The organism is Pectobacterium colocasium, assembly GCF_020181655.1.
GTDB lineage: Bacteria > Pseudomonadota > Gammaproteobacteria > Enterobacterales > Enterobacteriaceae > Pectobacterium > Pectobacterium colocasium.
The window spans coordinates 2,835,813-2,859,550 of record NZ_CP084032.1 but is presented as its reverse complement, the minus strand read 5'-3'; the positions used below and the strand labels follow the sequence as shown (position 1 = coordinate 2,859,550).

21 protein-coding genes, 1 tRNA gene and 1 riboswitch are annotated in these 23,738 nt (G+C 53.7%); of the genes, 13 read left to right on the top strand and 9 right to left on the bottom strand.

What is annotated here, in order from left to right:
• Positions 1-509 precede the first annotated feature (509 nt).
• Positions 510-1,301, top strand: a complete 792-nt coding sequence (locus LCF41_RS12760) for an HAD-IIB family hydrolase (RefSeq protein ID WP_225084934.1) — start codon at positions 510-512, stop codon at positions 1,299-1,301.
• 47 nt (positions 1,302-1,348) lie between these two features.
• Here the strand turns inward: LCF41_RS12760 and LCF41_RS12755 are convergent, their stop codons facing one another.
• Positions 1,349-2,122, bottom strand: a complete 774-nt coding sequence (locus LCF41_RS12755; protein ID WP_225084933.1) for a DeoR/GlpR family DNA-binding transcription regulator — start codon at positions 2,120-2,122, stop codon at positions 1,349-1,351.
• Between the two features lie 213 nt (positions 2,123-2,335).
• Between LCF41_RS12755 and LCF41_RS12750 the strand changes: the two genes are divergently transcribed.
• Complete coding sequence (locus LCF41_RS12750) at positions 2,336-3,466, top strand: metallophosphoesterase (RefSeq protein ID WP_225084932.1); 1,131 nt, start codon at positions 2,336-2,338, stop codon at positions 3,464-3,466.
• Between the two features lie 427 nt (positions 3,467-3,893).
• Positions 3,894-6,068: a catalase/peroxidase HPI gene (gene katG / locus LCF41_RS12745; protein WP_225088171.1), complete on the top strand. Its 2,175-nt coding sequence runs from the start codon at positions 3,894-3,896 to the stop codon at positions 6,066-6,068.
• Positions 6,069-6,118: 50 nt separating this feature from the next.
• Here the strand turns inward: katG and LCF41_RS12740 are convergent, their stop codons facing one another.
• Positions 6,119-6,385: a DUF3861 domain-containing protein gene (locus tag LCF41_RS12740; protein WP_411561432.1), complete on the bottom strand. Its 267-nt coding sequence runs from the start codon at positions 6,383-6,385 to the stop codon at positions 6,119-6,121.
• Between the two features lie 260 nt (positions 6,386-6,645).
• Positions 6,646-6,747, top strand: a riboswitch (guanidine-I (ykkC/yxkD leader).
• A 59-nt stretch (positions 6,748-6,806) separates the two neighbouring features.
• On the opposite strand from LCF41_RS12740, the gene LCF41_RS12735 reads away from it, so the two are divergent.
• The 7 genes from LCF41_RS12735 to uca all read left to right on the top strand — a co-directional run bounded on the left by LCF41_RS12735 (position 6,807) and on the right by uca (position 14,773).
• Positions 6,807-7,865 carry a putative urea ABC transporter substrate-binding protein gene (locus tag LCF41_RS12735; RefSeq protein ID WP_225084930.1) on the top strand — a complete coding sequence of 353 codons (1,059 nt, stop codon included), beginning with the start codon at positions 6,807-6,809 and terminating at the stop codon, positions 7,863-7,865.
• Between the two features lie 22 nt (positions 7,866-7,887).
• On the top strand, positions 7,888-8,703 hold the full coding sequence (locus LCF41_RS12730; RefSeq protein ID WP_225084929.1) for an ABC transporter permease: 816 nt from the start codon (positions 7,888-7,890) through the stop codon (positions 8,701-8,703).
• Positions 8,700-9,491, top strand: a complete 792-nt coding sequence (locus tag LCF41_RS12725; RefSeq protein ID WP_225084928.1) for an ABC transporter ATP-binding protein — start codon at positions 8,700-8,702, stop codon at positions 9,489-9,491. Before LCF41_RS12730 ends, LCF41_RS12725 begins: the two co-directional genes overlap by 4 nt.
• Positions 9,492-9,504: 13 nt before the next feature.
• Positions 9,505-10,239, top strand: coding sequence for an urea amidolyase associated protein UAAP1 (locus LCF41_RS12720; RefSeq protein ID WP_225084927.1), 735 nt, complete (start codon positions 9,505-9,507; stop codon positions 10,237-10,239).
• An 11-nt stretch (positions 10,240-10,250) separates the two neighbouring features.
• Positions 10,251-10,886 carry an urea amidolyase associated protein UAAP2 gene (locus tag LCF41_RS12715; protein WP_225084926.1) on the top strand — a complete coding sequence of 212 codons (636 nt, stop codon included), beginning with the start codon at positions 10,251-10,253 and terminating at the stop codon, positions 10,884-10,886.
• Complete coding sequence (locus LCF41_RS12710; RefSeq protein WP_225084925.1) at positions 10,877-11,017, top strand: hypothetical protein; 141 nt, start codon at positions 10,877-10,879, stop codon at positions 11,015-11,017. Before LCF41_RS12715 ends, LCF41_RS12710 begins: the two co-directional genes overlap by 10 nt.
• Positions 11,018-11,167: 150 nt before the next feature.
• Complete coding sequence (gene uca, locus LCF41_RS12705) at positions 11,168-14,773, top strand: urea carboxylase (protein WP_225084924.1); 3,606 nt, start codon at positions 11,168-11,170, stop codon at positions 14,771-14,773.
• A gap of 633 nt (positions 14,774-15,406) precedes the next feature.
• On the opposite strand, the gene LCF41_RS12700 is transcribed toward uca, so the two are convergent.
• A tRNA-Val gene (locus tag LCF41_RS12700) sits at positions 15,407-15,483 on the bottom strand.
• 160 nt (positions 15,484-15,643) lie between these two features.
• Entirely contained in the window at positions 15,644-17,017 is a 1,374-nt protein-coding gene (locus LCF41_RS12695) for an MATE family efflux transporter (RefSeq protein ID WP_225084923.1), read from the bottom strand.
• Between the two features lie 242 nt (positions 17,018-17,259).
• Here LCF41_RS12695 and LCF41_RS12690 point away from each other — a divergent pair, with 242 nt between their 5' ends.
• On the top strand, positions 17,260-17,895 hold the full coding sequence (locus LCF41_RS12690) for a riboflavin synthase subunit alpha (protein WP_225084922.1): 636 nt from the start codon (positions 17,260-17,262) through the stop codon (positions 17,893-17,895).
• A 61-nt stretch (positions 17,896-17,956) separates the two neighbouring features.
• Here the strand turns inward: LCF41_RS12690 and LCF41_RS12685 are convergent, their stop codons facing one another.
• Positions 17,957-18,826, bottom strand: a complete 870-nt coding sequence (locus LCF41_RS12685) for a class I SAM-dependent methyltransferase (RefSeq protein WP_225088170.1) — start codon at positions 18,824-18,826, stop codon at positions 17,957-17,959.
• 201 nt (positions 18,827-19,027) lie between these two features.
• Positions 19,028-20,053, bottom strand: coding sequence for an HTH-type transcriptional repressor PurR (gene purR / locus LCF41_RS12680; RefSeq protein ID WP_225084921.1), 1,026 nt, complete (start codon positions 20,051-20,053; stop codon positions 19,028-19,030).
• A 377-nt stretch (positions 20,054-20,430) separates the two neighbouring features.
• Between purR and cydH the strand changes: the two genes are divergently transcribed.
• Positions 20,431-20,520 (top strand): cytochrome bd-I oxidase subunit CydH, encoded by a 90-nt coding sequence (gene cydH / locus LCF41_RS12675; RefSeq protein ID WP_121575788.1) that lies wholly within the window; start codon positions 20,431-20,433, stop codon positions 20,518-20,520.
• A 103-nt stretch (positions 20,521-20,623) separates the two neighbouring features.
• Here cydH and LCF41_RS12670 read toward each other — a convergent pair whose 3' ends face one another.
• Positions 20,624-21,475, bottom strand: a complete 852-nt coding sequence (locus LCF41_RS12670) for a C40 family peptidase (RefSeq protein WP_225084920.1) — start codon at positions 21,473-21,475, stop codon at positions 20,624-20,626.
• Between the two features lie 341 nt (positions 21,476-21,816).
• On the opposite strand from LCF41_RS12670, the gene LCF41_RS12665 reads away from it, so the two are divergent.
• Positions 21,817-22,167 carry a Grx4 family monothiol glutaredoxin gene (locus LCF41_RS12665; protein WP_010276591.1) on the top strand — a complete coding sequence of 117 codons (351 nt, stop codon included), beginning with the start codon at positions 21,817-21,819 and terminating at the stop codon, positions 22,165-22,167.
• 101 nt (positions 22,168-22,268) lie between these two features.
• On the opposite strand, the gene rnt is transcribed toward LCF41_RS12665, so the two are convergent.
• Positions 22,269-22,940 (bottom strand): ribonuclease T, encoded by a 672-nt coding sequence (rnt, locus tag LCF41_RS12660; RefSeq protein ID WP_225084919.1) that lies wholly within the window; start codon positions 22,938-22,940, stop codon positions 22,269-22,271.
• Between the two features lie 147 nt (positions 22,941-23,087).
• Entirely contained in the window at positions 23,088-23,495 is a 408-nt protein-coding gene (gene gloA, locus LCF41_RS12655; RefSeq protein ID WP_225084918.1) for a lactoylglutathione lyase, read from the bottom strand.
• Positions 23,496-23,738 lie beyond the last annotated feature (243 nt).

Here is a 23,738-nt window from a genome sequence, read left to right as displayed (position 1 = left end):
ATCATTAACGTTTTGATTAGAATGCTTTTCTTCATTCCAGCGTTTGGAATGGGCGCTATTATGGACGGCTCTGATGTCGGTGGCAAGCGCTTTGTTTAGTATCCTCTTTCAAGTGTTGAATGTTTAGCCGAATTCGTCGAATGATGTCGTGGCATCCGCAAAATATGCCACTGCGGCGGTTCATTTTCATCGCGGCTCAGCTATGGTCTTCCCTCCTTGCCTGTTGCTCACTGTTGATTTATTTTGCTTCTTGTTGCTTGTTGTCAATAAATGCTATGCTAGTTATCGCATGATATCTCAATGAACTTGGCGAAAATCGCGTCTTATCGTATGTCGCATGCTCTTTTTGGTATGTTTTATTTTACATCGAGCTAAATCAAGCATTGGCGTTGAGTTGCCGCGCCAATCGTCTAACACACCGCACAAAATTGATATTTTCTTTGTTCAGGCAGGCTGTTCACAGCCTGACTTGCGACTATACGTGTACGTAAATCTGTAAGGGGAGTGGAATGATCAAGTTGGTAATTACCGATCTGGACGGCACGTTTCTTCACAGCGATGGCGACTACAACAGAACCTTGTTTGCCGACGTGTATGCGTTAATGAAAGAGAAGCGCGTGCAGTTTGCTGTCTGCACGGGTAAGCAGTGCGAGCGGGTCGAGGCACTTTTTGGCGATGTTGCAAAAGATATCTGGATTCTGGGAGACAGCGCGACGCGCATCAAGTATCAGGGAGAGTACGTTTACCTGTCGCTCATTAAAAACCGTCTGGCCTTGAGTCTGATTGGCGTTCTGGAAAGCGTAGACGATCGCCATGTGGTCATCGGCTGTACCCCACATGGTGCAATGGTCAGAGAAACGATCGACCCAGCTTTACTGGAAAAGATAAGGAAGTCGTACACCAACGTGACGCTGATCTCCAGCTTTGCTGCCGTGACTGATGACTTTGTGAAAATCACAGTTTATGACCCGGAAGGGAACTGTCATGAGACGGCGAAGTATCTCGATGCGTTCCACGATCATGTCTATATCGTGGTCTCTGAAGCGGCTTGGATCGACATTGCGAATGTCGGTGTACACAAAGGGCACACCGTCGACATCCTTCAGGAAAAATTGGCGATTACGCCACAGGAAACGATGGTGTTCGGCGACGGCTACAATGATATTGAGCTAATGAGCCGTGGGGCTTACAGCTTTGCGATGCGCAATGCGTTTGAGGAAACCAAAGCCGCGGCGAACTTTGTTGCCCGCAGCAATGACGATGATGGGGTACTCAACACGATAAAGCTGCTGCTTTCATGAATTGAACCGTGTGAACCGATCCGGCAGCCGCTAGGGCTACCGCTGTGTTATCTGGCAATAATCAGATCCAGGTTTTTTTCGCTTAATGCACTTTGGCAGGCAGGGGCAATTTGATCATCGGTCACCAGCGCGGTAATATCATCACACCCAGCGACGCGATAGCGTGCCAGAGCAGACATCTTATTGGCGGTCAGCGCAACGATCACTTCGCTGCTGCGGGTGACCAGACACTTTTTGAATTCTGCATCGTCATATTCAAAAACGGTCAGGCCTTCATTGACGTCAAAGGCACAACCTCCCAGCAGGCATTGATCGAAATACATTTTCTCTAGCTGCCGAAGCGTATCAATACCAATCGCGCCGCCAACTTCTTTCTGGATCCTTCCGCCAAGAAAAATCACTTCTACATCCTGATGCTGCATCAGCTCGGTCGCGATAATGGGCGAATTACATACGGCGGTAAACTTCAGGCCCGGCGGGAGCTGCTTCGCCACGGCCAGATTGGTGGTGCCGGTGTCAAAGAAGACGCAGCTATTCGATTTTATCAGTGGGATAACGGCCTGCGCGATGCGATCTTTCTGGACCGCATCGATGGTCGCTCGACTGGCAAAATCGATGGCTTCTGGCGGCATAATGACCGCGCCACCGTAGACGCGCTTACAGGCACCGGATAGTGCCAGCTCCTTCAGGTCGCGCCGTATGGTGTGCTCGGAGACGTTCAATTCGCGTGAGAGCTGGGCACAGACGACTTTGCCTTCCTCGCTGAGGATCTGCCGGATTTTGGCTTGCCGTTGTTCGGGAAAGTCGGTGTAATCGAACATAAATGTCCTTGGTTAATCAAAATCATGCGTCACCAGCCGCCGATGGCAGGCTTCACTGCTGTTAGTGCCGTGTACCGCAGGGAATCGCGCCATGGTAATCCGCCATTTCTGGCAACACAACCTCTCTAATGTGTTGCTCTGCAATGTGTGAGTCATAGTGTAAAATTTACGCGTTACTATACCAATATCACCGATAAAGAGAGAAAAACATCCGTGTTTCATGTCATTACCGGGCTTATCGCCCTCTATGTTATCTGGCGTCTGGTTTGGCGTTTGCGTGTCGGTGTGTCCGCCAAGCGTATACTGGCGGTGTTAGTGCTGTTGGCTTCGCAGCATCATCTGATTACGCGTACCTTTTTTGGCACGATGGCGTCGCCGGAAGTGCCCGCGTTTGTCCTGATGTTTCTGGGGTGGGCGTTTGGCGCGCTGCTGATATCCGCATTTCTGCTGTTGGCTGCTGATCTGCTTGGCATTGTGGGGCGTCTGTTATCCCGCTCGGTTGCGAATGTTCTGCTGAACAATAGGGCGCTGCGTGGCGGCATTGCCGTCGTGGCGATGGGGCTGGCGGCTAGTGGCGTTTGGGAAGCGGTGCGCGTTCCGGACGTTCGCACGGTAGACGTTGAACTGAAGCAGCTACCGCCCGAATTGGATGGTTTCCGGCTGGTACAGCTAACCGATTTACATGCCAGTCGTCTGTTACAGCGCGCCTGGATGGAGGCTGTGGTGGCAAAAACCAATGCGCTTAAGCCCGATCTGACGGTGATTACTGGCGATCTGGCTGATGGCACCGTGAATGCTCGATACGAGGATATGGAACCGCTACGTAACCTGACTGCGCCACACGGTGTGTTTGCCATCGTGGGCAACCATGAATATTACGTGGAATATACGCCATGGGTGCAGCGGTTGAATGCGCTGGGTTTACGTCTGTTGCTCAATGAACATGTGTCGATCGGTCGCGATAATGCCGCGTTTGTACTGGCTGGCATCACCGATCGTACCGCCGCTGATTTTCAACAGCCGCTGCCGGATATCGGCGCGGCGCTCAATGGAATCTCGCCAGATAGCGCCGTTGTTCTGCTCAGCCATCGGCCAACGGGAGCGAAAGAGAATGCGCGTGCTGGCGCGGATTTACAGCTTTCCGGCCATACGCACGGTGGTCAGGTGCTGGGCATGCACTGGGTGACACAGTTGGCGAATGAAGGCTATGTGTCTGGCAGCTATGACGTGGATGGCATGCATCTGTATGTCAGCAATGGTGCAGGCTTGTGGAACGGCTTTCCGATCCGCTTAGGGAAGCGCGCCGAAATTACCCAGTTCATACTCCGTTCGCCGTCGCTGTAGTTTTTGGGAGGCGTGAAATACCCGCAAGTTCTCTGAAAATGCCTCTATTACACGTTAATACTGGTCACTTAAGTATGGATTCAGGGGGAAACACGATGATGAGGCTCCCGCAGGGCTGCCTCACTCCGTGGTCGCCCCGGTATCTCTCTCCTTAAACGATTAGCACTGCCTACGACAAACAGGCTCATTATCACACGCTGTTCTGGCGGCGAGATTATTGATGCAGATAGGAAAAATGTGCGATTGAGCTACTTTTCATCAGCTTAAACTATCGCAGAAGTTAGCATATACAATTATAAATTATAGGGAGACTCTGGCACTGTCTTGCATCAAGAAGAGGGAATAGGCGAAGGCTCCGTAAGGCTATTGGAGGACGACCCTGCCTTCTTGCAGCGTTTAAGGCAATGCAACATACTGGGAGATAATGATGGACGAGAATAAAACGAAACCAGCCGGCAAGTGTCCGGTTATGCACGGCGGAAATACTTCTACTGGCTCATCAAACACTGACTGGTGGCCAAATGCCCTCAATCTCGACATTCTTCATCAACATGATACCAAGACCAACCCGTTAGGCAGCGATTTCAGCTACCGCGACGCCCTCAAAACCCTCGATGTCGATGCCCTCAAAAAAGACCTGCATGCACTGATGACCGACAGCCAGGAGTGGTGGCCGGCGGACTGGGGCCATTACGGTGGCCTGATGATTCGTATGGCCTGGCACTCGGCGGGGACTTACCGTACAGCCGACGGTCGCGGCGGCGGCGGAACCGGTAACCAGCGTTTTGCACCACTTAACTCTTGGCCGGATAACGTCAGCCTTGATAAAGCGCGTCGTTTACTGTGGCCCATCAAGAAAAAATACGGCAATAAACTGAGCTGGGCAGACCTGATTATTCTGGCGGGTAATATCGCGTACGAATCCATGGGGTTGAAAACATTCGGCTTCGCTTTTGGGCGTGAAGATATCTGGCACCCGGAAAAAGACATTTACTGGGGTGCCGAAAAAGAGTGGCTGGCGAAGAGCACCGGGCGCTACGGCAGCGATGATCGTACCTCGCTGGAAAACCCGCTGGCTGCCGTACAGATGGGGCTGATTTACGTGAACCCGGAAGGGGTTGATGGCAATCCCGATCCGCTGCGTACCGCACAGGACATGCGTGTGACGTTCTCCCGTATGGCGATGAATGATGAAGAAACCGTTGCCCTGACGGCGGGTGGACACACGGTAGGTAAAACCCACGGTAATGGTGATGCCAGTTTGCTGGGAGCGGCACCGGAAGGCGCCGATGTTGGAGAGCAAGGCCTCGGCTGGCATAACCCGACAGGGTCGGGCAAAGGGCGCTATACCGTTACCAGCGGGCTGGAAGGCGCCTGGACAACGCATCCGACGAAGTGGGATAACGGCTTCTTCCATATGCTGTTGAATCACGAATGGGAACTGAAAAAGAGCCCGGCGGGAGCGTGGCAGTGGGAACCCGTCTTCATTAAAGAAGAAGACAAACCGGTGGATGTTGAAGACCCGTCTATCCGTTACAACCCGATGATGACCGATGCCGACATGGCGCTGAAAGTTGACCCGGAATACCGCAAAATTTCCGAGCGCTTCTATCAGGATCAGGCTTATTTCTCCGAAGTGTTTGCCCGCGCGTGGTTCAAACTGACGCACCGTGATATGGGGCCGAAAGCGCGTTACCTCGGCCCAGATGTGCCGCAGGAAGATTTACTGTGGCAGGATCCGGTTCCGGCTGGCCGTACCGACTATGATGTCGATGTGGTCAAAGCCCGCATTGCGGAAAGTAGCTTGTCCATTAGCGAGCTGGTGGCTACCGCCTGGGATAGCGCCCGCACGTTCCGCAGTTCCGATATGCGCGGTGGTGCTAACGGCGCGCGTATTCGTCTTGCTCCGCAGAAAGACTGGGTAGGGAATGAACCTGACCGTCTGGCGCGTGTATTAGTCGTACTGGAAAGTATTGCGGCCGCAACCGGAGCCAGTGTGGCCGATACCATTGTGCTGGCCGGTAATGTGGGGATTGAGAAAGCAGCGAAAGCGGCAGGTGTAAATATCACCGTGCCGTTTGCACCGGGACGCGGCGATACCACCGATGCCCTGACTGATGCAGAGTCTTTCGATGTCCTCGAACCCATCCACGATGGCTATCGCAACTGGTTGAAGAAAGATTATGCCGTGAGTCCAGAAGAACTGATGCTCGATCGCACCCAACTGATGGGGTTAACGGCGAAAGAGATGACGGTGCTGGTTGGTGGGCTGCGTGTGCTGGGAACCAACTACGGCGGCACGAAGCATGGCGTATTTACCCATCGTGAAGGGGCGCTGACGAATGATTTCTTCGCCAACCTGACCGACATGAAATACACCTGGAAGCCATACCGTAAAGACCTGTATGAAATCCGCGATCGTAAAACGGGTGAAGTCAAATGGACAGCGACGCGTCTGGATCTGGTCTTTGGGTCTAATTCCATTCTGCGTTCTTACGCCGAGCTGTACGCACAGGACGACAATAAAGAGAAGTTTGTGAATGACTTTGTTGCCGCCTGGGTGAAAGTGATGAATGCGGATCGCTTCGATCTGGCAGAGTAAGGCGTAGCGCTCTCCGTGCAGGCGCTATAGAGCACGGGGAGCATCATTTTTTACTGCTGCCCCTTTGTGGATCCCTGCTTCTTGAGATTAAGCATAAATTCCCTGAACGGGGCGGCAAATTCCTTAAACAACGGGTGCTTTCTATTCTGCATCATCACTTCACTAAATAGCTTCAGCCCCACCAGAAAAGCCTGCGTCTGTTCCGGCGTCATATCCATCTTGCCATCGACTTTTTCCAGTATCTTGAACAAGTCATCGTGAATCGAGCATTCAAACGACAGCGTGCGCTGCGGCTCTGCTTTTTCTTCCACCGTAATCTTGACGAACAAGCCACGTTTAGCGCGCTGCTGGAAAAAATAACGGCGAATTGTTCTGCACGCTAAGTCTCGTATCCGTTAACCCTCACTGCACTGCCGTGAAGCGCACTTGCTGTGCTACTGCACCGAGATAGCGCGCTTCCCCGCATAATTCTCCCTAGATTATCCATAGAAACGACAGCTGTACTGTGCTTTTCGGTACTGGCATGCATTTTGCTTTTCTCTATTCGGGACAGCACCACGCATGGCGCTGAACAACCTGAATAGCTGGCTAGGGTTCCGATCCATACCATATGGATGTCTGGTCCGAGAGCTGGCGACCTCCAGTTGAGGTTACACGGCGGGACAAAAGCCCGGGAGACAGCAACACCCATGGTGTCGCGCTGTTCCCGCTTTTTTCCTACTCAACCGGAGGTCTGGCATGAACCTATCTCGTTTACTGGGCGTTTGCGTCCTCAGTCTCTCAGCGTTGCTGAGCTTCCCTTCTCAGGCTGCGCCTAAAACGCAATTCAACGTGTGCTGGACGATCTATGCCGGATGGATGCCGTGGGGGTTCATCGGCACGCAGGGCATTATCGATAAATGGGCCGACAAGTACGGCATCAAGATTAAGGTCACGCAGCTTAACGACTACGTCGAGTCGATCAACCAATATACCGCCGGACAGTTTGACGGTTGCACGATGACCAACATGGATGCGCTGACCATTCCGGCTGCGGGCGGTGTGGATACTACGGCGCTGCTGCTCGGCAGTTTCTCGGCGGGCAACGATGGCATTGTGCTCAAAGGCAAAGGGAAAACCCTGAGCGATTTACGCGGGATGAAGGTCAACCTGCCTGAACTCTCCGTCTCGCATTATCTGCTGGTGCGCGGTCTGGAAAAAGCCGGATTGCGGGAGCGAGATGTCACGGTCGTCAATACGTCGGATGCTGATATTGTCGCCGCCTTCGCCACCCGCAGCGTGCAGGCTGCCGTCGCCTGGAACCCGCAACTGTCTGCGATTAAAAGCCAGCCGGACACCACGGAGGTCTTTCAGTCCGGCCAGATCCCCGGTGAGCTGATCGACATGATGGTCGTGAACACGCAGACGTTACAGGACAATCCAGTATTGGGCAAAGCGCTGGCCGGTGCCTGGTTTGAAATGATGACGCTGATGAAGGCAGGCGATAAACCCGCGCTGGAGTCAATGGCTGCCGCCTCCGGCACCGATTTAGCGGGCTATCAGGCGCAGTTAAAAACCACCCATCTGTTTTATTCCCCACAGGACAATCTGGCATTTCTGACCAGCCCGGATCTCCCTAACACCATGAAGCGCGTGGCGGATTTCTCCTTTGATAAAGGGTTGCTTGGTGCAGGCGCACAGAGCGCGGATTTTATTGGCATGACGTTCCCCGGACAGATTACGCAGGGTGACAGCGCCAATGTGAAACTGCGCTTTGACGACACCTTCGTGCGTCTGGCCGCAGAGAACAAACTCTGACCCGCAAACTGGAGAGACTATCGTGCGCTTGATCAATCGCTACCCCAGCAGGGGCGGACGGCTGTTGCTGGTCCTGCTGCCGTTTGTCGTGCTGCTGGTGCTGTACCTCATCGGGTCGGCATTGCGGCTGGAGGCTAACCCCAATGACAAACTTCTGCCGAGTCTCGGGCAAATGGCCGAGGCGATTCAGCGCATGGCACTGACCGAGGACAAACGCAGCGGCGATTACCTGTTCTGGCTGGATACGCAGGCCAGTCTGGTGCGTCTCGCGCTGGGGCTGGGGATCGCCAGCCTGTTGAGCCTGCTGTTCGGGATTGCGGCCGGGGCTTTCCCGCTGTTTCGCGCGTCGCTCTCGCCGCTGATGACCGTACTGTCGATGATTCCGCCGCTGGCGATTTTGCCCATTCTCTTCATCGTTTTCGGGCTGGATGAACTCTCGAAAGTGATGCTGATCGTGATTGGGATTACGCCGATGCTGGCGCGCGACCTCGAACAGCGCGCTCGCAACATACCGCAGGAAACGTTGATTAAAGCGCAGACGCTGGGGGCGAACAGTTGGGTCGTGGTGCTGCGGGTCATTCTGCCGCAGCTGTTGTCGCGGCTGTTGATTTCACTGCGACTGCTGCTGGGCGCGGCGTGGCTGTTTCTGATTTCTGCCGAAGCGATTTCGGCAACGGCAGGACTCGGTTACCGCATCTTTCTGGTACGCCGCTATCTGGCGATGGACGTGATTCTGCCTTACGTCGTGTGGATCACGCTGCTGGCATGGCTCATGGATAGGGCGCTGCGGTGGCTGCATCGCCGCTGGTTCCCGTGGTCAGAGGAAAGCAAAGCATGAGTTTTATCGAGATCGATAACATCTGGCAGGAATACGGCGACCACGTTGTGCTGGAACGGCTCAACCTGAACGTTGAGGAAGGGGAGTTTTGCACGATGGTTGGGGCATCCGGCTGCGGTAAATCCACCTTTCTGCGCCTGCTGCTGGGGCAAGAAACGCCCAGTCGTGGTGAAGTACGGCTTGAAGGGAAGCAGCTGCCCGCTGAACCGGATGCCAGCCGCGGCGTGGTGTTTCAGCGCTATTCGGTTTTCCCACATTTAACCGTGCTGGAAAACGTGGTGATTGGGCTGGAGATCCCGCGTTCCCCTTGGCTCGGCAGGCTGTTTGGAGCGCGTAAGCAGGCGGCGCGAGACCGTGCCGCGCGGATGCTGGAGCGCGTCGGGCTGGGACATTCCATGCACAAATACCCGAACCAGCTTTCTGGCGGCATGCAGCAACGGCTTGCGATTGCGCAGGCGTTTATTGTCCAGCCGCGCATCCTGCTGCTCGATGAACCGTTTGGAGCGCTGGATCCGGGTATTCGCGGCGATATGCACACGCTGCTGCTGGAGCTGTGGCGAGAAACTCGCTTAACGGTCTTTATGGTCACCCACGATTTGCCGGAAGGTTTCCATCTCGGCACGCGTTTGCTGGTGTTCGACAAAGTGCGCGTCGACCCGCATGCGCCGGAAGCCTATGGCGCACGTATTACCTATGACATCCCGCTTAATCAGGAGCGTCTCGCTACGCGCCAGCGTGCGCTGACGCTAGTGCCTCCTGCAGTCAGCGTGGCGACATCCCCCATTTAAGGAGCTTTCGGTTATGACAGCGATACAGACATCGACAGGCCGAACAACATTTGATGAAGAAATAGTGCCGGGCGGAGGCCATACCTCCTTCATTCTCAAACGTGGACAGATTCTGCGTATCGAAGATCTGGAAGGCGGCGGCAATGTTGGCCTGCTGCTGTTTAACGCGCACCAGACCAGCGAACGCCTGAACCTGCCGGATACCCTGAAAGGGCAACATACCGCCAAATTAACGGCTGGGCACTGCCTCTATTCCGATATGGGACGCGTGCTGGCGGCAATCATTACCGATACCTGCGGCTGGCACGACAGCTTCGGCGGTGTGCTCAATGCACAGGAAGTGCAGGAGAAATACGGGCAGGGGCGTTATCAGGAATTGCGCAACGGTTTTTTCCGTAATGGCATGGATAACCTGCTGGTCGAGATGGGGAAATGGAATCTCAATCTGCAAGATCTGCTGATGACCATCAACCTGTTCAGCAAAATCACCGCGGATGCGCAGGGGCAGTTTCATTTTCACGCCAATCATTCTCAGGCGGGGGACTACATCGAGCTGTATGCGCCGATGGATACGCTGGTGGTGCTGACCGCCCTGCAACACCCGATGGATCCTAACCCGACGTATGCACCGCGCCCGATTGCACTCACCTGGAGCCGGGCGGAAGGCGAGGATGTCGCTGCGTACTGCCGTGCGTTCCGTGAGGAAAATGCACGCGCGTTTCACAATACCGAACGCTTTTGCCTGTAAGGAGGCCGGACATGACGTTAATTGCCAGCAATAAAACGGCCGAGGACGCGGTATTCCGCCATGTGATTCCTGCCGGAGAACCCTATCTGTTTGAAGTGAAGCAGGGGCAGACGCTGCGGCTGCTGGATTTGGAAGGCAATCAGGCGGTGGATACGCTGTTCTATCGCGTCGATGATCCGCGTGAACGCTATGATCCACAACGCACGCTGCGTCGCCAGAATAGCGTCTACCTGACGACGGGCAGCGTGCTGTATTCCAACCTTGGCAACCCGCTGCTGACGATTGTCGCCGACACCTGCGGTCGCCATGACACGTTGGGCGGAGCCTGTGCGCAGGAGAGCAACACCGTGCGCTATGCGCTCGACCGACGCTACATGCATAGCTGTCGCGATAACTTTCTCTGTGCCTGCCTGCACGATGGTCGCCTGAATAAAAAAGACATTAGTGCAAACATCAACTTCTTTATGAACGTGCCAGTAACGGCGGAAGGTGGGCTGACTTTTGAGGACGGCATTTCTGCACCGGGGAAATATGTGGAGCTGCGCGCTGAAACGGACGTCATCGTGCTGATTTCCAACTGCCCGCAGTTGAATAACCCGTGTAATGGCTGGAACCCGACGCCAGCGGAGGTGCTGATATGGAATTGATGTCGGATCGCGGCGATGAGAAACGTACGCGCTGGCAGCGAGTGAAAGCGTGGCTGGTGAGCGCGATGGAGGCTCGGGCAAATCGCTATTACCTGCCGTCGGCTAACGCCCGAACGGACAACGCCCCGTGATACCGACTCGATAGCCTGTTTCAGTTCTATCTGTTTCAGCATGACCCGTTTTACCCGCTGTTTCAGCAGCACCTGACTGTTAGCGTGATGGACGACCATCATGCGGATCGCATTTTGGTGGGACGACCCGCCCTTGCATGAGTCTAGCGTATGTTCGACAAACTTCTGATTGCCAACCGTGGCGCAATTGCGTGCCGTATTCTGCGTTCGCTGCGCGAGATGAACGTCCATGGCGTCGCAGTCTATTCTGATGCCGATATCAGTAGCCTGCATATTCAGGACGCCGATGAAGCCATTAGCCTGGGGGAGGGCGCGGCGGCGTACACCTATCTGGATGTAGAAAAAATTCTCTCTGCGGCTCGGCGCAGCGGCGCGCAGGCCATCCATCCCGGCTATGGTTTTCTGTCCGAGAATGCCGCGTTTGCCGAAGCCTGCGAAGCGGCGCAGATCGCTTTTGTCGGGCCGACACCACAGCAGCTACGAGTATTTGGCTTAAAACATACGGCGCGCGCGTTGGCGAAGCAGCACAACGTACCGCTGTTGGAAGGCACCGAACTGCTGGAAAATCTTGATGCGGCCCTCCGTGCGGCGGAAGCGATCGGCTATCCGGTCATGCTTAAAAGCACAGCCGGAGGTGGGGGGATCGGGATGCGCGTTTGCTATAGCGCCACGGAACTGTCCGACGCGTTTGAAACGGTAAAGCGTTTGGGACAGAACAATTTCAGCGATGCGGGCGTATTCATCGAAAAGTATATCGAACGCGCCCGACATCTGGAGGTACAGATCTTTGGTGATGGTCAGGGAGATGTACTGGCGCTGGGCGTTCGGGACTGCTCGGTACAGCGTCGCAACCAGAAGGTGATTGAAGAAACGCCTGCACCCAATCTGCCGGACGGCGTCGCTGACGCGCTGTGCGCGGCGGCAATCAGTTTGGCTCAGGCGGTGAATTATCGCAGTGCTGGGACGGTGGAATTCGTTTATGACAGCGCGACGGATCGTTTTTACTTTCTTGAAGTCAATACGCGCTTACAGGTAGAGCACGGTGTAACGGAACAGGTCTGGGGTGTGGATCTGGTGCGCTGGATGATCGAACTGGCCGCAGGGGATTTACCACCACTGCGCGACTTGGCTGTGGGTCTGAACCCTCAGGGGCATGCGATACAGGCGCGCCTGTACGCGGAAGATCCGGGCAAACAGTTCCAGCCTTCGCCGGGGTTACTGACGCAAGTCGCGTTTCCTGCCGCAGAGGATCATCGCCTGCGCATCGACACTTGGGTGAGCGCAGGGTGTGAGATCCCCCCGTTTTTCGACCCGATGCTGGCGAAGATCATCGCCTATGCCCCCACCCGCGAGCAGGCGATGGCCGGGCTGGATCGGGCGCTGGCGGATACGCGACTCTACGGCGTGGAACACAACCGTGACTATCTGCGTCAGATTCTGGCGGCAGAGCCGTTTGCCAGCGGCCAGCCGTGGACGCGTTGTCTGGATGCGCTGATCTATCAGGCGACAACCTGCGAAGTGGTGAGCGCGGGTACGCAGACCACCGTACAGGATTATCCCGGACGCCTCGGATACTGGGCGGTCGGCGTACCACCGTCGGGGCCGATGGACGATCGCGCATTACGTTTAGGTAACCGTCTGGTAGGGAATCCGGCGGGAGTGGCCGCCCTGGAGATCACAATGAACGGGCCGACGCTGCGTTTTAATACGGATGCGGTAGCGGCGGTCACCGGTGCGTCTCTCGCTATCGACTTGGATGGGCAACCCGTTCTGATGGATACTGTCTTTGCGATACCTGCGGGGGCCACGTTGCGGTTAGGGACGGCGAATGCGCAAGGGGTACGCAGCTATCTTTGCCTGCGCGGCGGGGTCGATGTGCCGGAGTATCTCGGCAGTAAAAGCACCTTCACGCTGGGGCAATTTGGCGGCCATGCGGGCAGGGCGCTGCGGGCGGGCGATGTATTGCACCTCGCGCTGCTGGCTGATAGACGTACCGGCGATAGGCTGCCGGACGCGTTGCGCACCACGTTGTCCGCGGTACGTGAACTGCGCGTCATCTACGGCCCGCATGCGGCACCGGACTATTTCACGCCTGCCTATATGGACACCTTTCTCACCACCGAATGGGAAGTGCATTTTAACTCCAGCCGCACGGGCGTGCGCTTGATTGGGCCGAAACCGGAATGGGTACGCGACAGCGGTGGTGAGGCGGGGCTGCACCCGTCGAATATTCACGACAACCCGTATGCCATCGGCGCGGTGGATTTCACCGGTGACATGCCGGTTATTCTGGGGCCGGATGGCCCGAGTCTGGGAGGTTTCGTCTGTCCGGTGACGGTGATCGAGGCCGATTTGTGGGCGCTGGGGCAGCTCAACGCCGGTGACCGCGTACGCTTTATTCCCGTCGAGCTCTCCACGGCGCGCGCGCTGGCGCAGGCACGCCAGGCTGAGGTAGACCAGCTTGCCCCGATCGTGATTGACTGGTCGCCTGCCGCACTGATTTCCCCGGTAGTGTTGGATAGCGGGGAAGCGGATAAGCGGTTGGTTGCACGGTTATCCGGCGATACCCACTTACTGCTGGAAGTGGGGGCGGCAGAACTGGATGTCGCGCTGCGTTTCCGCGTCCATGCGCTGATGCTGGCGCTGGAGCAACTGGCGCTTGATGGCATTATTGACGTGACGCCGGGGATTCGTTCGTTACAGGTACATTATCGCCCTGAGGTACTTTCGCTATCGCACCTGTTGGACGTGCTGTCCATGCTATGGCAGGACGTTTGCACACAGCAGAATCTGACCGTGCCGTCGCGGGTGGTTTATTTGCCGCTGTCCTGGGACGATCCCGCCTGCCAACTGGCGATCGAAAAATACATGACCACGGTACGCCGTGATGCGCCCTGGTGCCCGAGCAATCTTGAATTTATCCGTCGTATTAACGAGTTGGAGAATCTCGATGAGGTTTACCGAACCGTCTTTGACGCCAGTTATCTGGTGATGGGGCTGGGCGATGTTTACCTCGGCGCACCGGTGGCAACGCCGCTGGATCCGCGCCATCGGTTAGTCACCACCAAATATAATCCGGCGCGCACCTGGACGGCGGAAAACTCGGTGGGCATCGGCGGTGCTTACTTGTGCGTTTACGGCATGGAAGGGCCGGGGGGCTATCAGTTTGTTGGTCGTACGCTGCAAATGTGGGATCGCTATCGCGGCGTTGACGCATTTGATGGCAAACCGTGGCTGCTGCGATTCTTTGACCAAATTCGCTTCTATCCGGTGTCGGCCGATGAGTTGTTATCCATTCGGCGGGATTTCCCGCTGGGGCGCTATCCGCTGCGGATCGAGCAAAGCGAGCTGGCGTTAAGCGCCTATCAGGATTTCCTGTCGCGGGAAGCGGAAGACATCGAGGCATTTCGCGTGCACCAGCGAGCGGCGTTTGAGGCGGAGCGCGAGCGCTGGCGTATTGCCGGTCAATCGGTGACGGATAGCGTTGACGTGGTGATTGAGGACGCGAACGACGCGCCGATCCTGCCGGGACAGGTCGGCGTAGAAAGCCCGATTTCCGGCAATCTCTGGCAGGTGACGACGGAGATCGGCAAGACGGTAGCCGCGGGCGAAACGCTGATGATTCTCGAATCCATGAAAATGGAAATCCCGATTGTGTCGCCACAGCGCGGTACGGTGCGGGATATTCGCTGCCAGCCCGGTGCATCTGTACGCGCCGGACAGTGTGTGGTGGTGATCGAGTCGCTGGCGGAATAACAGTGGCGCGCATGCTTTTACGCCAGAGTGACACTCTGGCGTGACATTACCTATGGCAAGTTTGAACACCATGCAGAGTCACATGGATATGTTGTTGAGGCTAATGGTTATCAGAGCAAATAAAAGTGAGAGACATACGGTTGCAGCCAATCAGGGAGGAGCAAATATTTTCTGATGAGAAAGAGGCTAACGACGAACGTGCCTATTGAAAAAATAATATGAAAGCCGATCCAAAAACTAAACCAAAATTCGCCACGATGAAATGTCACGTCTTTTCTATTAATTCTCTCGACTAACACGCCAGATTTGAGTCCGTTATAGACGTGACAAATTTCCCATATCCCACCACCAATGAGGAGCAGTGGTATGTAATCTTTTAACCAATCCATTGCAATTTACTCTTTCAATATTATTTTCGCGGAAGGATTTTATCATAACGGCTGGGGCGTCTATACAAACCTGAGGAAGTTCAATACGTTGCTTTGAGTCAGAACAAATAGGTGTCGCGACCGTGAGGATAGCCAGAACGAAATCGATCTTACGTGGAGAGAATAAATGCAGTTACTTCAGAGGATATCGCCGATTATTTTCAGTAAGAAATACTGGAAAGTAAAACGTGTAGAAAGCGGAAAATGGTGCGTTCAATTGGACTCGAACCAACGACCCCCACCATGTCAAGGTGGTGCTCTAACCAACTGAGCTATGAACGCATTAATATACCGTGCTGCCTGTGTGACAGCGAGGCGAATAGTAGCGAGCAAGGGGAAAACTGGCAAGAGGAAAAATGCAATTTTGTGCTCTTGCCAGCGCGATTGCTGGGGTTGTATCCATTGTGTCGTTTTTTTCGACTCAAAATGGATAAAACGTTATCTAGCGAGCCGCGCGCGCTAAAATCTGTGCGACAGGCTGGTGCTGAAGAAAACGAATCCGCGTCACCATCATCACGGCCGCTGCCGTCAGGCCAATAATGAAGCCACACCAGAAACCCGCAGGCCCCATGCGCGGTACGACGATATCCGTCAAGGCCAGAATATAGCCGCTCGGTAAACCCAGCACCCAGTACGCGGTGAACGTAATATAGAAAATCGACCGGGTATCTTTATAGCCGCGCAATACGCCACTGCCGATAGCCTGAACGGCATCGGAGATTTGATAAACGGCCGCCAACAGCATGAGCTGAGACGCCATTGCCACCACCAACGGATCCTGATTGTAGAGCAGCGCAATAGGCTCACGCAGCAGCGTGGTGAAAATGGCCGTACAGCTGGCTAGCGCCACGCCGGCCATGATGCCAGTATGCGCGGCAATGCGGGCGTTATCGACCGAACCTTCCCCTAACCGATGTCCGACGCGAATGGTGGTGGCGACGCCAACCGACAGCGGAAGGACGAACATCAGCGAACTGAAATTCAGCGCGATCTGGTGACCGGCCACATCGACGACGCCCAGCGGTAGCACCAACAGCGCCACGACGGCAAACAGCGTGACCTCGAAAAGCAGCGCCAACGCGATAGGTAAACCGAGACCAAAGAGGCGTTTGAGTACGGCAACGTCTGGGCGGAATGCTGGACGATGCAGGCGGATGTCGCGTAGCCAGGAGGCGCGTCGGGTGTAGGCCATCATCAACAGCATCATGATCCAGTAAACCGATGCGGTAGCGACGCCGCAGCCTACGCCGCCCAGTTCGGGCATGCCAAATTTACCGTGGATAAAGACATAGTTGATCGGGATATTGATTAATAACCCGATGAACCCAATCATCATGCCGGGGTAGGTTTTGGACAGCCCTTCACACTGGCAGCGCAAAACCTGATAGAACAGATAGCCAGGTACGCCCCACAGCAGCGCATGCAGGTAGCCAATGGCCTTTGCCGCCAGCTCTGGTGAATCGTCGCTCATCAGGTTAATGGCATATTCCCCCTGATACAGCACCAGCATCGTAAATACAGAAATAATAGCGGCCAGGAAAAAAGCTTGTCGCACCTGATGCGAGATGCGATCGCGTCGGCCGGAACCGTTGAGCTGTGCGACAACGGGCGTCAGCGCCAACAGCAGACCGTGACCAAAAAGAATGGCGGGTAGCCAGATTGATGTTCCTACAGCAACGGCGGCCATATCGGTGGCGCTATAGGCACCAGCCATGACGGTGTCAACGACACCCATCGATGTTTGAGACACTTGCGCAATAATGACAGGAACAGCAAGCGCTGATAATTTACGCGCTTCTGTCAGATACTGTTGCACGGATACCTTCCTTGAATGACTTGACGGCGGAATAAATAATTTAGATATAAGAAACAGATCGGGATAAAGAGAGAGTCATTGTAACGACTTAACGAAAGTAAACCAGCATGGAAGAGAATATATTCTTTTTGTTACGCTACGGTTTCGATGACCATGCGGTGTGCAGTATTCCGGTTTGGTTTTCCGCGAAATATCGGGCACACTGCACAAAATCATTTCTTTGTTTTTAAGAGGCAAACCGTATGTTTACCGGTATTGTGCAGGGCACCGCGCCGGTGGTGTCGATTGAAGAAAAATCCAATTTCCGTACGCATGTCGTTCAACTCCCGCCCGACCTGCTGCCCGGACTTGTACCTGGTGCCTCGGTGGCGCACAACGGCTGCTGCCTGACGGTAACCGCTATTGACGGCGATCGTGTCAGCTTCGATCTCATAAAAGAAACGCTGCGATTAACGAATCTGGGCGATATTCATGAAGGCGATGTCGTGAATATTGAGCGTGCCGCGAAGTTCGGTGACGAGATCGGCGGGCACGTCATGTCGGGCCATATTATGTGTACGGCGGAAGTGGTGAAGATTCAGGTTTCAGAGAATAACCATCAGATTTGGTTCCGTCTGGCAGATGACGCGCTGATGAAATACGTGCTGCATAAAGGCTTTGTCGGGATTGATGGCATCAGCCTGACGGTAGGGGAAGTAACTCGTGGGCGCTTCTGCGTGCATTTAATCCCCGAAACGTTGAACCGGACTACGCTGGGGCAGAAACGCCTGGGGAATCGCATCAATATTGAAATCGATCCGCAGACCCAGGCCGTAGTGGATACCGTTGAGCGTGTGTTGGCGAGCAAGCAGGCGAACGACCAGAGCAAAGAAGAGTAATTTCTGCGTTGCCTGATTCTGTAAACCGGACGAACAGCGTCGTCCGGTTTTTTCTCTTCTGCTAGCGTGAAACACGTACTCCTCCTTCGATCCCATCCAGACTGAATACCACTTGCCAGAGCTGGAGTGTTCTTGCTCTGAAGGCTCCAGCACAGAGGTTCAGGTAGTAGCTGAACATCCGGCGGAAGCGGTCATAGTTGCGCGGTCCGACGTGTTCAAACATGCCTACCGACACCACGCGGTCAAATTGCTGATCGAGATCGCGATAATCTTGTAGATCAATCGTGACATTCAGACTCTGACAACGCTGTTGTGCCAGCATCTGCTGTTCTCTGGAAATGGTGACGCCATAAACTGACACACCGTAGTGGCGTGCGGCGAATTCGGCAAGCCCGCCCCAGCCGCAACCGATGTCCAGCAGCGTCATTCCCGATTTGAGCTGGAGCTTTTCGCAGATCATCGCGAGTTTATCTTCCTGCGCCTGTTCCAGCGTCTGTGCTTGTTTCCAGTAAGCACAGGAGTATTGCATGTAAGGATCCAGCATCAGGGTAAAGAGGTCATTGCCTAAATCGTAATGTGCCTTGCCAACAATCTGAGCGCGTCTGCGGGATTGCGGATTCATGACACGTGAGAGGGCGACTCGCGTAAGATCGTGCAGACGGCGGGGCAACTTCGTTTCCAGCCCTGCACGCAGGACGCGATGGGAAAATATATCCAGTCGTTCACATTCCCACCAGCCCTCCATATAGCTCTCTCCCAGCCCCAGCGATCCTTCGCGCAGAACACGTTTAAAAAAACCAGGATGGGTCACGCGGATGTCAAAAGGGCGAGAGCCGTTGATGGTGATATCGGCGACATCCAACATGTCCTGCACGATGTGGAACCAGGGCGCGATATCGTCATCCCATTCTTCTGTATAAGGTAAACCCATCATGTCTCCTTAACTTTATGTAAAAGTATCGTAAAACATACCTGGACAGCACTTATCGCAGCCGACGTATCGGCTGTCACCAGAGAAAATGAAACGCGGTATTAAATTTAGAACTACTTCAGCCAGCATACAAGAAAATTGGCTGAAGCAGAGAGGGAAGCGGACAGGAATAAGAAAGTTGTCTGTATCGTGTCGTCGCGCTTAGCGGCGATAGTCGAGGTAAGGGCCGTCTGCCACAGAACGACGTTCAATTAACGTCGGATGGACTTCAATGACATGTGCATCTTCCCGCTTACTGGTAATGCGATCCAGCAACATCGCGAAGGCGGACTGCCCAAGACGCTCTTTCGGCTGATGAATGGTGGTCAGCGCCGGCGTAAAGAAACGCGCGTGGCGCACGTTGTCATACCCGATCACCGAAATATCCTGCGGCACGCGCAGACCCAGTTCGTCTGCCGCACAGATGGCACCCATCGCCATGATATCGCCACCGCAGAATACGGCCGTTGGTCGTTGTTTCTGCGCGAGAATCTGATGCATGGCTTTGTAACCGGATTCCGGCTCGAAATCGCCCTGAACCACCCATTCCTCGCGTACGGTGATGTCTGCTTCCTTCAGCGCTTTTAAAAAGCCGAGGTAGCGCCCGCTGCCAGTATTACGTTCTTGAATACCGGGAATGGCGCCGATATCCCGATGGCCGCGTTCGATCAGGTAGCGGCCTGCCATATAACCGCCTTCAAAGGCGTTATCGATAATCGTATCGGTAAAGTCGCTATGCATCTGGCCCCAGTCCATCACGACCATCGGGATGCTGCGATAGTCTTCCAGCATTGCCAGCAGCTCAGGTGGATATTCGGCACACATCACCAGTAAGCCGTCCACACGTTTTTGCGCCAGCATGGAGAGATAAGCGCGCTGTTTACCGATGTCGTTATGCGAATTACACAGCACCAGCGTGTAGCCTTTGGCATAGCAGCTGTTTTCGACGGCTTCGATGATCTCGGCGAAATAGGGGGCTTCGCTGGATGTAGCCAGCAAACCGATTGATTTAGTGTGGTTAACTTTGAGGCTGCGTGCGACGGCGCTGGGCGAATAGTGCAATTCTTTGATTGCCGCCCTGACGGCTGCCTTAGTCTCTTCGGCGACGAAACGTGTTTTATTGATCACGTGCGATACGGTTGTGGTGGAAACGCCAGCACGTTTTGCCACATCTTTAATCGTTGCCATCTAAAAATGACTCCTGAACTTACCTGTTACAGACGTAAGTATATTGTTAATCGTTTGCCTACGTTTAAAGTTCTTCTTCTAAGCTAAAAAACAGAATTTCAGAAGGAGAATGCCGAATGTTATACCGAAGGGATCTGGGTTGACGTTTTTCGACCGATACGCAGCGCTTTCATAAACAGCGGATTGTGTCCGATTTATCATGAAAGGGAAAGGGCTAATTTATACTATTAGTGATGCATTGGTCCGAGATTTTTCACTAAAATTATGAAAGAATCGTAATAACCCTATTGTTTGTGGTTTTAACCGCCTGGATGGGTTCGCAGTAAAGGGCGGTTTCCTCTTTCAGATAAAATTTGTTCGTTAATAAGGAGTGGTTTATGGATACAGATCTGAAGATGTCTTTGCTGACAACGGTTGGCGCACTGGCGATGATCATTGTGTTCAGTTTTGTTGCGGTGCTGAACTAACCGAACGATGCCTCTGTGTGATTTCCGTATTCAGACACGTTTATGCTACAGCTACATAAAACGTGTCTGAATCATTCTTCTTCTTCGATGCCGAATCCATTTCTCAACGAATTGTCTGTGGCGTTACTACGCGACGCGCGCCAACGTAGTGCTCCTGCCAATAATCTTCACTCAGTTTGCTGATACGAATATCTGAACCGGTACGCGGCGACTGGATAAATTTCCCTTCTCCCAGATAAACGCCGACATGATCGGCGGCACCGCGATTGTTGATGCGGAAGAAGACCAGATCGCCACTTTCCAGCTCGCTCTTTTTAATCGGAGCGGCATCACGCAGGTGATACATTTCATTGGCGGTACGTGGAATCTGGATCTTAACGACGTCTTTGTACGCGTAATAGACCAGTCCGCTACAGTCGAATCCGGTAAAAGGAGATGAGCCGCCCCAGTGGTAAGGCTTGCCTATTTGGCTCATCAACTTATTCATTGCTGTCGTTTTGGCATGTTGATAACGCTTTTTATGCGCCGCGCTCAGCGCCATACCTTTTTCTGTAGGCGCCGGATTTTTCTCCGCTTTTCCCTTGACCGTCGTTTTCTTCAGCCCGGTTTTGACTCTGGCCTGTGCGGTTGTCTGCTTTTCTTCTTCAGGCTTCAGCTTTTTGAGATTCTTTTTCACGAGTGCGGGCGTGCTGCTTTGCGTCCGTGACGGTTTTTTTTCTGTTGATTTGTTTACGCTGCGAGGTTTGGTTTTCGTGCTGACCGCGGTAGGTTCTGGTTTTTTGCTTTTGATCGGTGTCGGTGACTTCGCATTACCCTTTGTTTGACGGCTTTTCTTATTGGTTTCTTCAACGGCGCTTTTCTTTGGCGCAGAATGCGGGGTATGCGGTGCAGCCTGAACGACGTTCAGGGACAGATTGCTGAAAAATAATATAAAAAGAGTAATAAACAAGCGCATAATAAAAGTGACCGAACATAATCCTTAACTCGCTCAATCCGCACAGTATTCCTGAAAACGGCGGCATAAAAAAGTGGGCATGGTCGCTTTATTCATACAGAATAGTGAAAAAACGTTAATAGTTGTTTTTTCGATTGATTTATCAACGCTTTCTGGCGTTGATTTCATCAAGGGCGAATAACTTGCAGGGAAAATATCCCTACAAAAAATGGCGTTTTTTTGTGACTGGTGGCATCGGTACAATATCACTGAGTCAATGTCGCTGTCGTAGTACCTCTGACGGCGGCTCATGGCTAGCGTTTTGGACGTTAGCCATCCTATAAGTTTAAGGAAGCAAGAAGATGACGACACCGACAATTGAAAAAATTCAGCGCCAAATTGCTGAAAACCCGATTCTGCTGTACATGAAAGGCTCCCCGAAATTGCCAAGTTGCGGTTTTTCCGCACAGACAGTTCAGGCGTTGTCTGCATGTGGCGAGCGTTTTGCGTATGTTGATATTTTACAGAACCCGGATATTCGCGCTGAGCTGCCGAAATACGCGAACTGGCCGACATTCCCACAGCTGTGGGTTGACGGCGAGCTGATTGGCGGTTGTGATATCGTGGTTGAAATGTTCCAGCGTGGTGAACTGCAACCGCTGATCAAAGAAACGGCCGACAAGTACAAAGCACAGCAGGCCGATCAAGAGTAATGCGTTCTTAATGACGATGCTATACGTCATTACCGGAGCGTAAATCCTTCCAACGGGTGCCTTATGGCACCCGTTCTTTTATCTCTGATTTTCCCGTCTTTTTAGTCTTCGGCTGACGCGTCTTCCAGCGAATGTTCTTCCTGCGCAATCGGCCACCCACCCAGACGTTTCCAGCGGTTAACCAACTCACAGAACAGCAAGGCTGTCTGATTGGTATCATACAGCGCGGAGTGTGCCTGACTGGAGTCAAACGCAATACCCGCAGCAATACAGGCCTTGGCAAGGACGGTTTGTCCTAACACCAGCCCGCTGAGGGCCGCGGTATCAAAGGTGGCGAAAGGGTGAAATGGGTTGCGTTTCAGGCTACAGCGCTCCGCTGCCGCCATCATGAAACTGTGGTCGAATGTAGCATTATGCGCCACGATAATGGCACGGTTGCAGTTTTGCTCCTTGATCCCTTTGCGCACGACTTTGAAAATTTCGTGCAGCGCATCATATTCGCTCACGGCGCCGCGTAGCGGATTGGTAGGGTCAATGCCGTTAAACGCCAGCGCGGCGGGTTCAAGGATCGCGCCTTCGAATGGTTCAACATGAAAATGTAGCGTTTCATCTGGCTGCAACCAACCGTCTTGATCCATTTTTAATGTTACCGCCGCCACTTCCAGCAAGGCATCGGTTTTCGCATTAAATCCGGCGGTTTCAACATCAATCACTACCGGGTAGAACCCACGAAAACGGCCGCTCAGGGCGTTCAGATCACTTTTATCAGCCATTTGTCTCTTAATTGTTAGCAAAACGCAGCGCGCATTATTGCAAATTTTGACTGGAGATGCAGCATGCCGTTGTGGTTCAAACCGCGAGGGGGACGAAGAGGGGGAGGGAACAGGTGCCGATGTAGCACCTGTAGCATGCGAGAGATATCAGTGGCCGATGCCGTTACCCGCGTGGGCATTTTCGATCAATTCAATTTTATAGCCGTCTGGATCTTCAATGAACGCGATGACGGTTGTGCCGCCTTTGACCGGACCAGCTTCGCGCGTGACATTGCCGCCTGCTTTGCGGATACGCTCACAGGTTGCGGCAACATCGTCAACGCCCAGTGCGATATGACCATAGGCGTTGCCTAGATCATAACTGTCGACGCCCCAGTTGTAGGTCAGTTCGATAACTGTACCTTCGCTCTCTTCGGTATAACCGACGAAAGCCAGCGTGTATTTGTATTCGGTATTCTCGCTGGTGCGCAGCACGCGCATGCCCAGAACCTGAGTATAGAAATCGATAGAACGTTGTAAATCGCCAACACGCAGCATGGTGTGAAGTAAACGCATAGTGTCCTCGTTAAAAAGTGCAACAAAAGGGAAGTATAGCGTTGTGGCTCTGCCGAGTCCAAGCTGTTGGGATGATGCTAAAAATGCGACACTATGGTGAGGTTTGTGTTAAAACGTACTAACAGGAGGGGGAAATAGCGCGGTGGGGCACTTTTAGGCTGCCGGGCGTGTAAAAAAATCGTCAGTTATTACAATGGTTATCTAATTATTTTCATTGTGACTGTCCGTTTGTGCTTGCCAGCG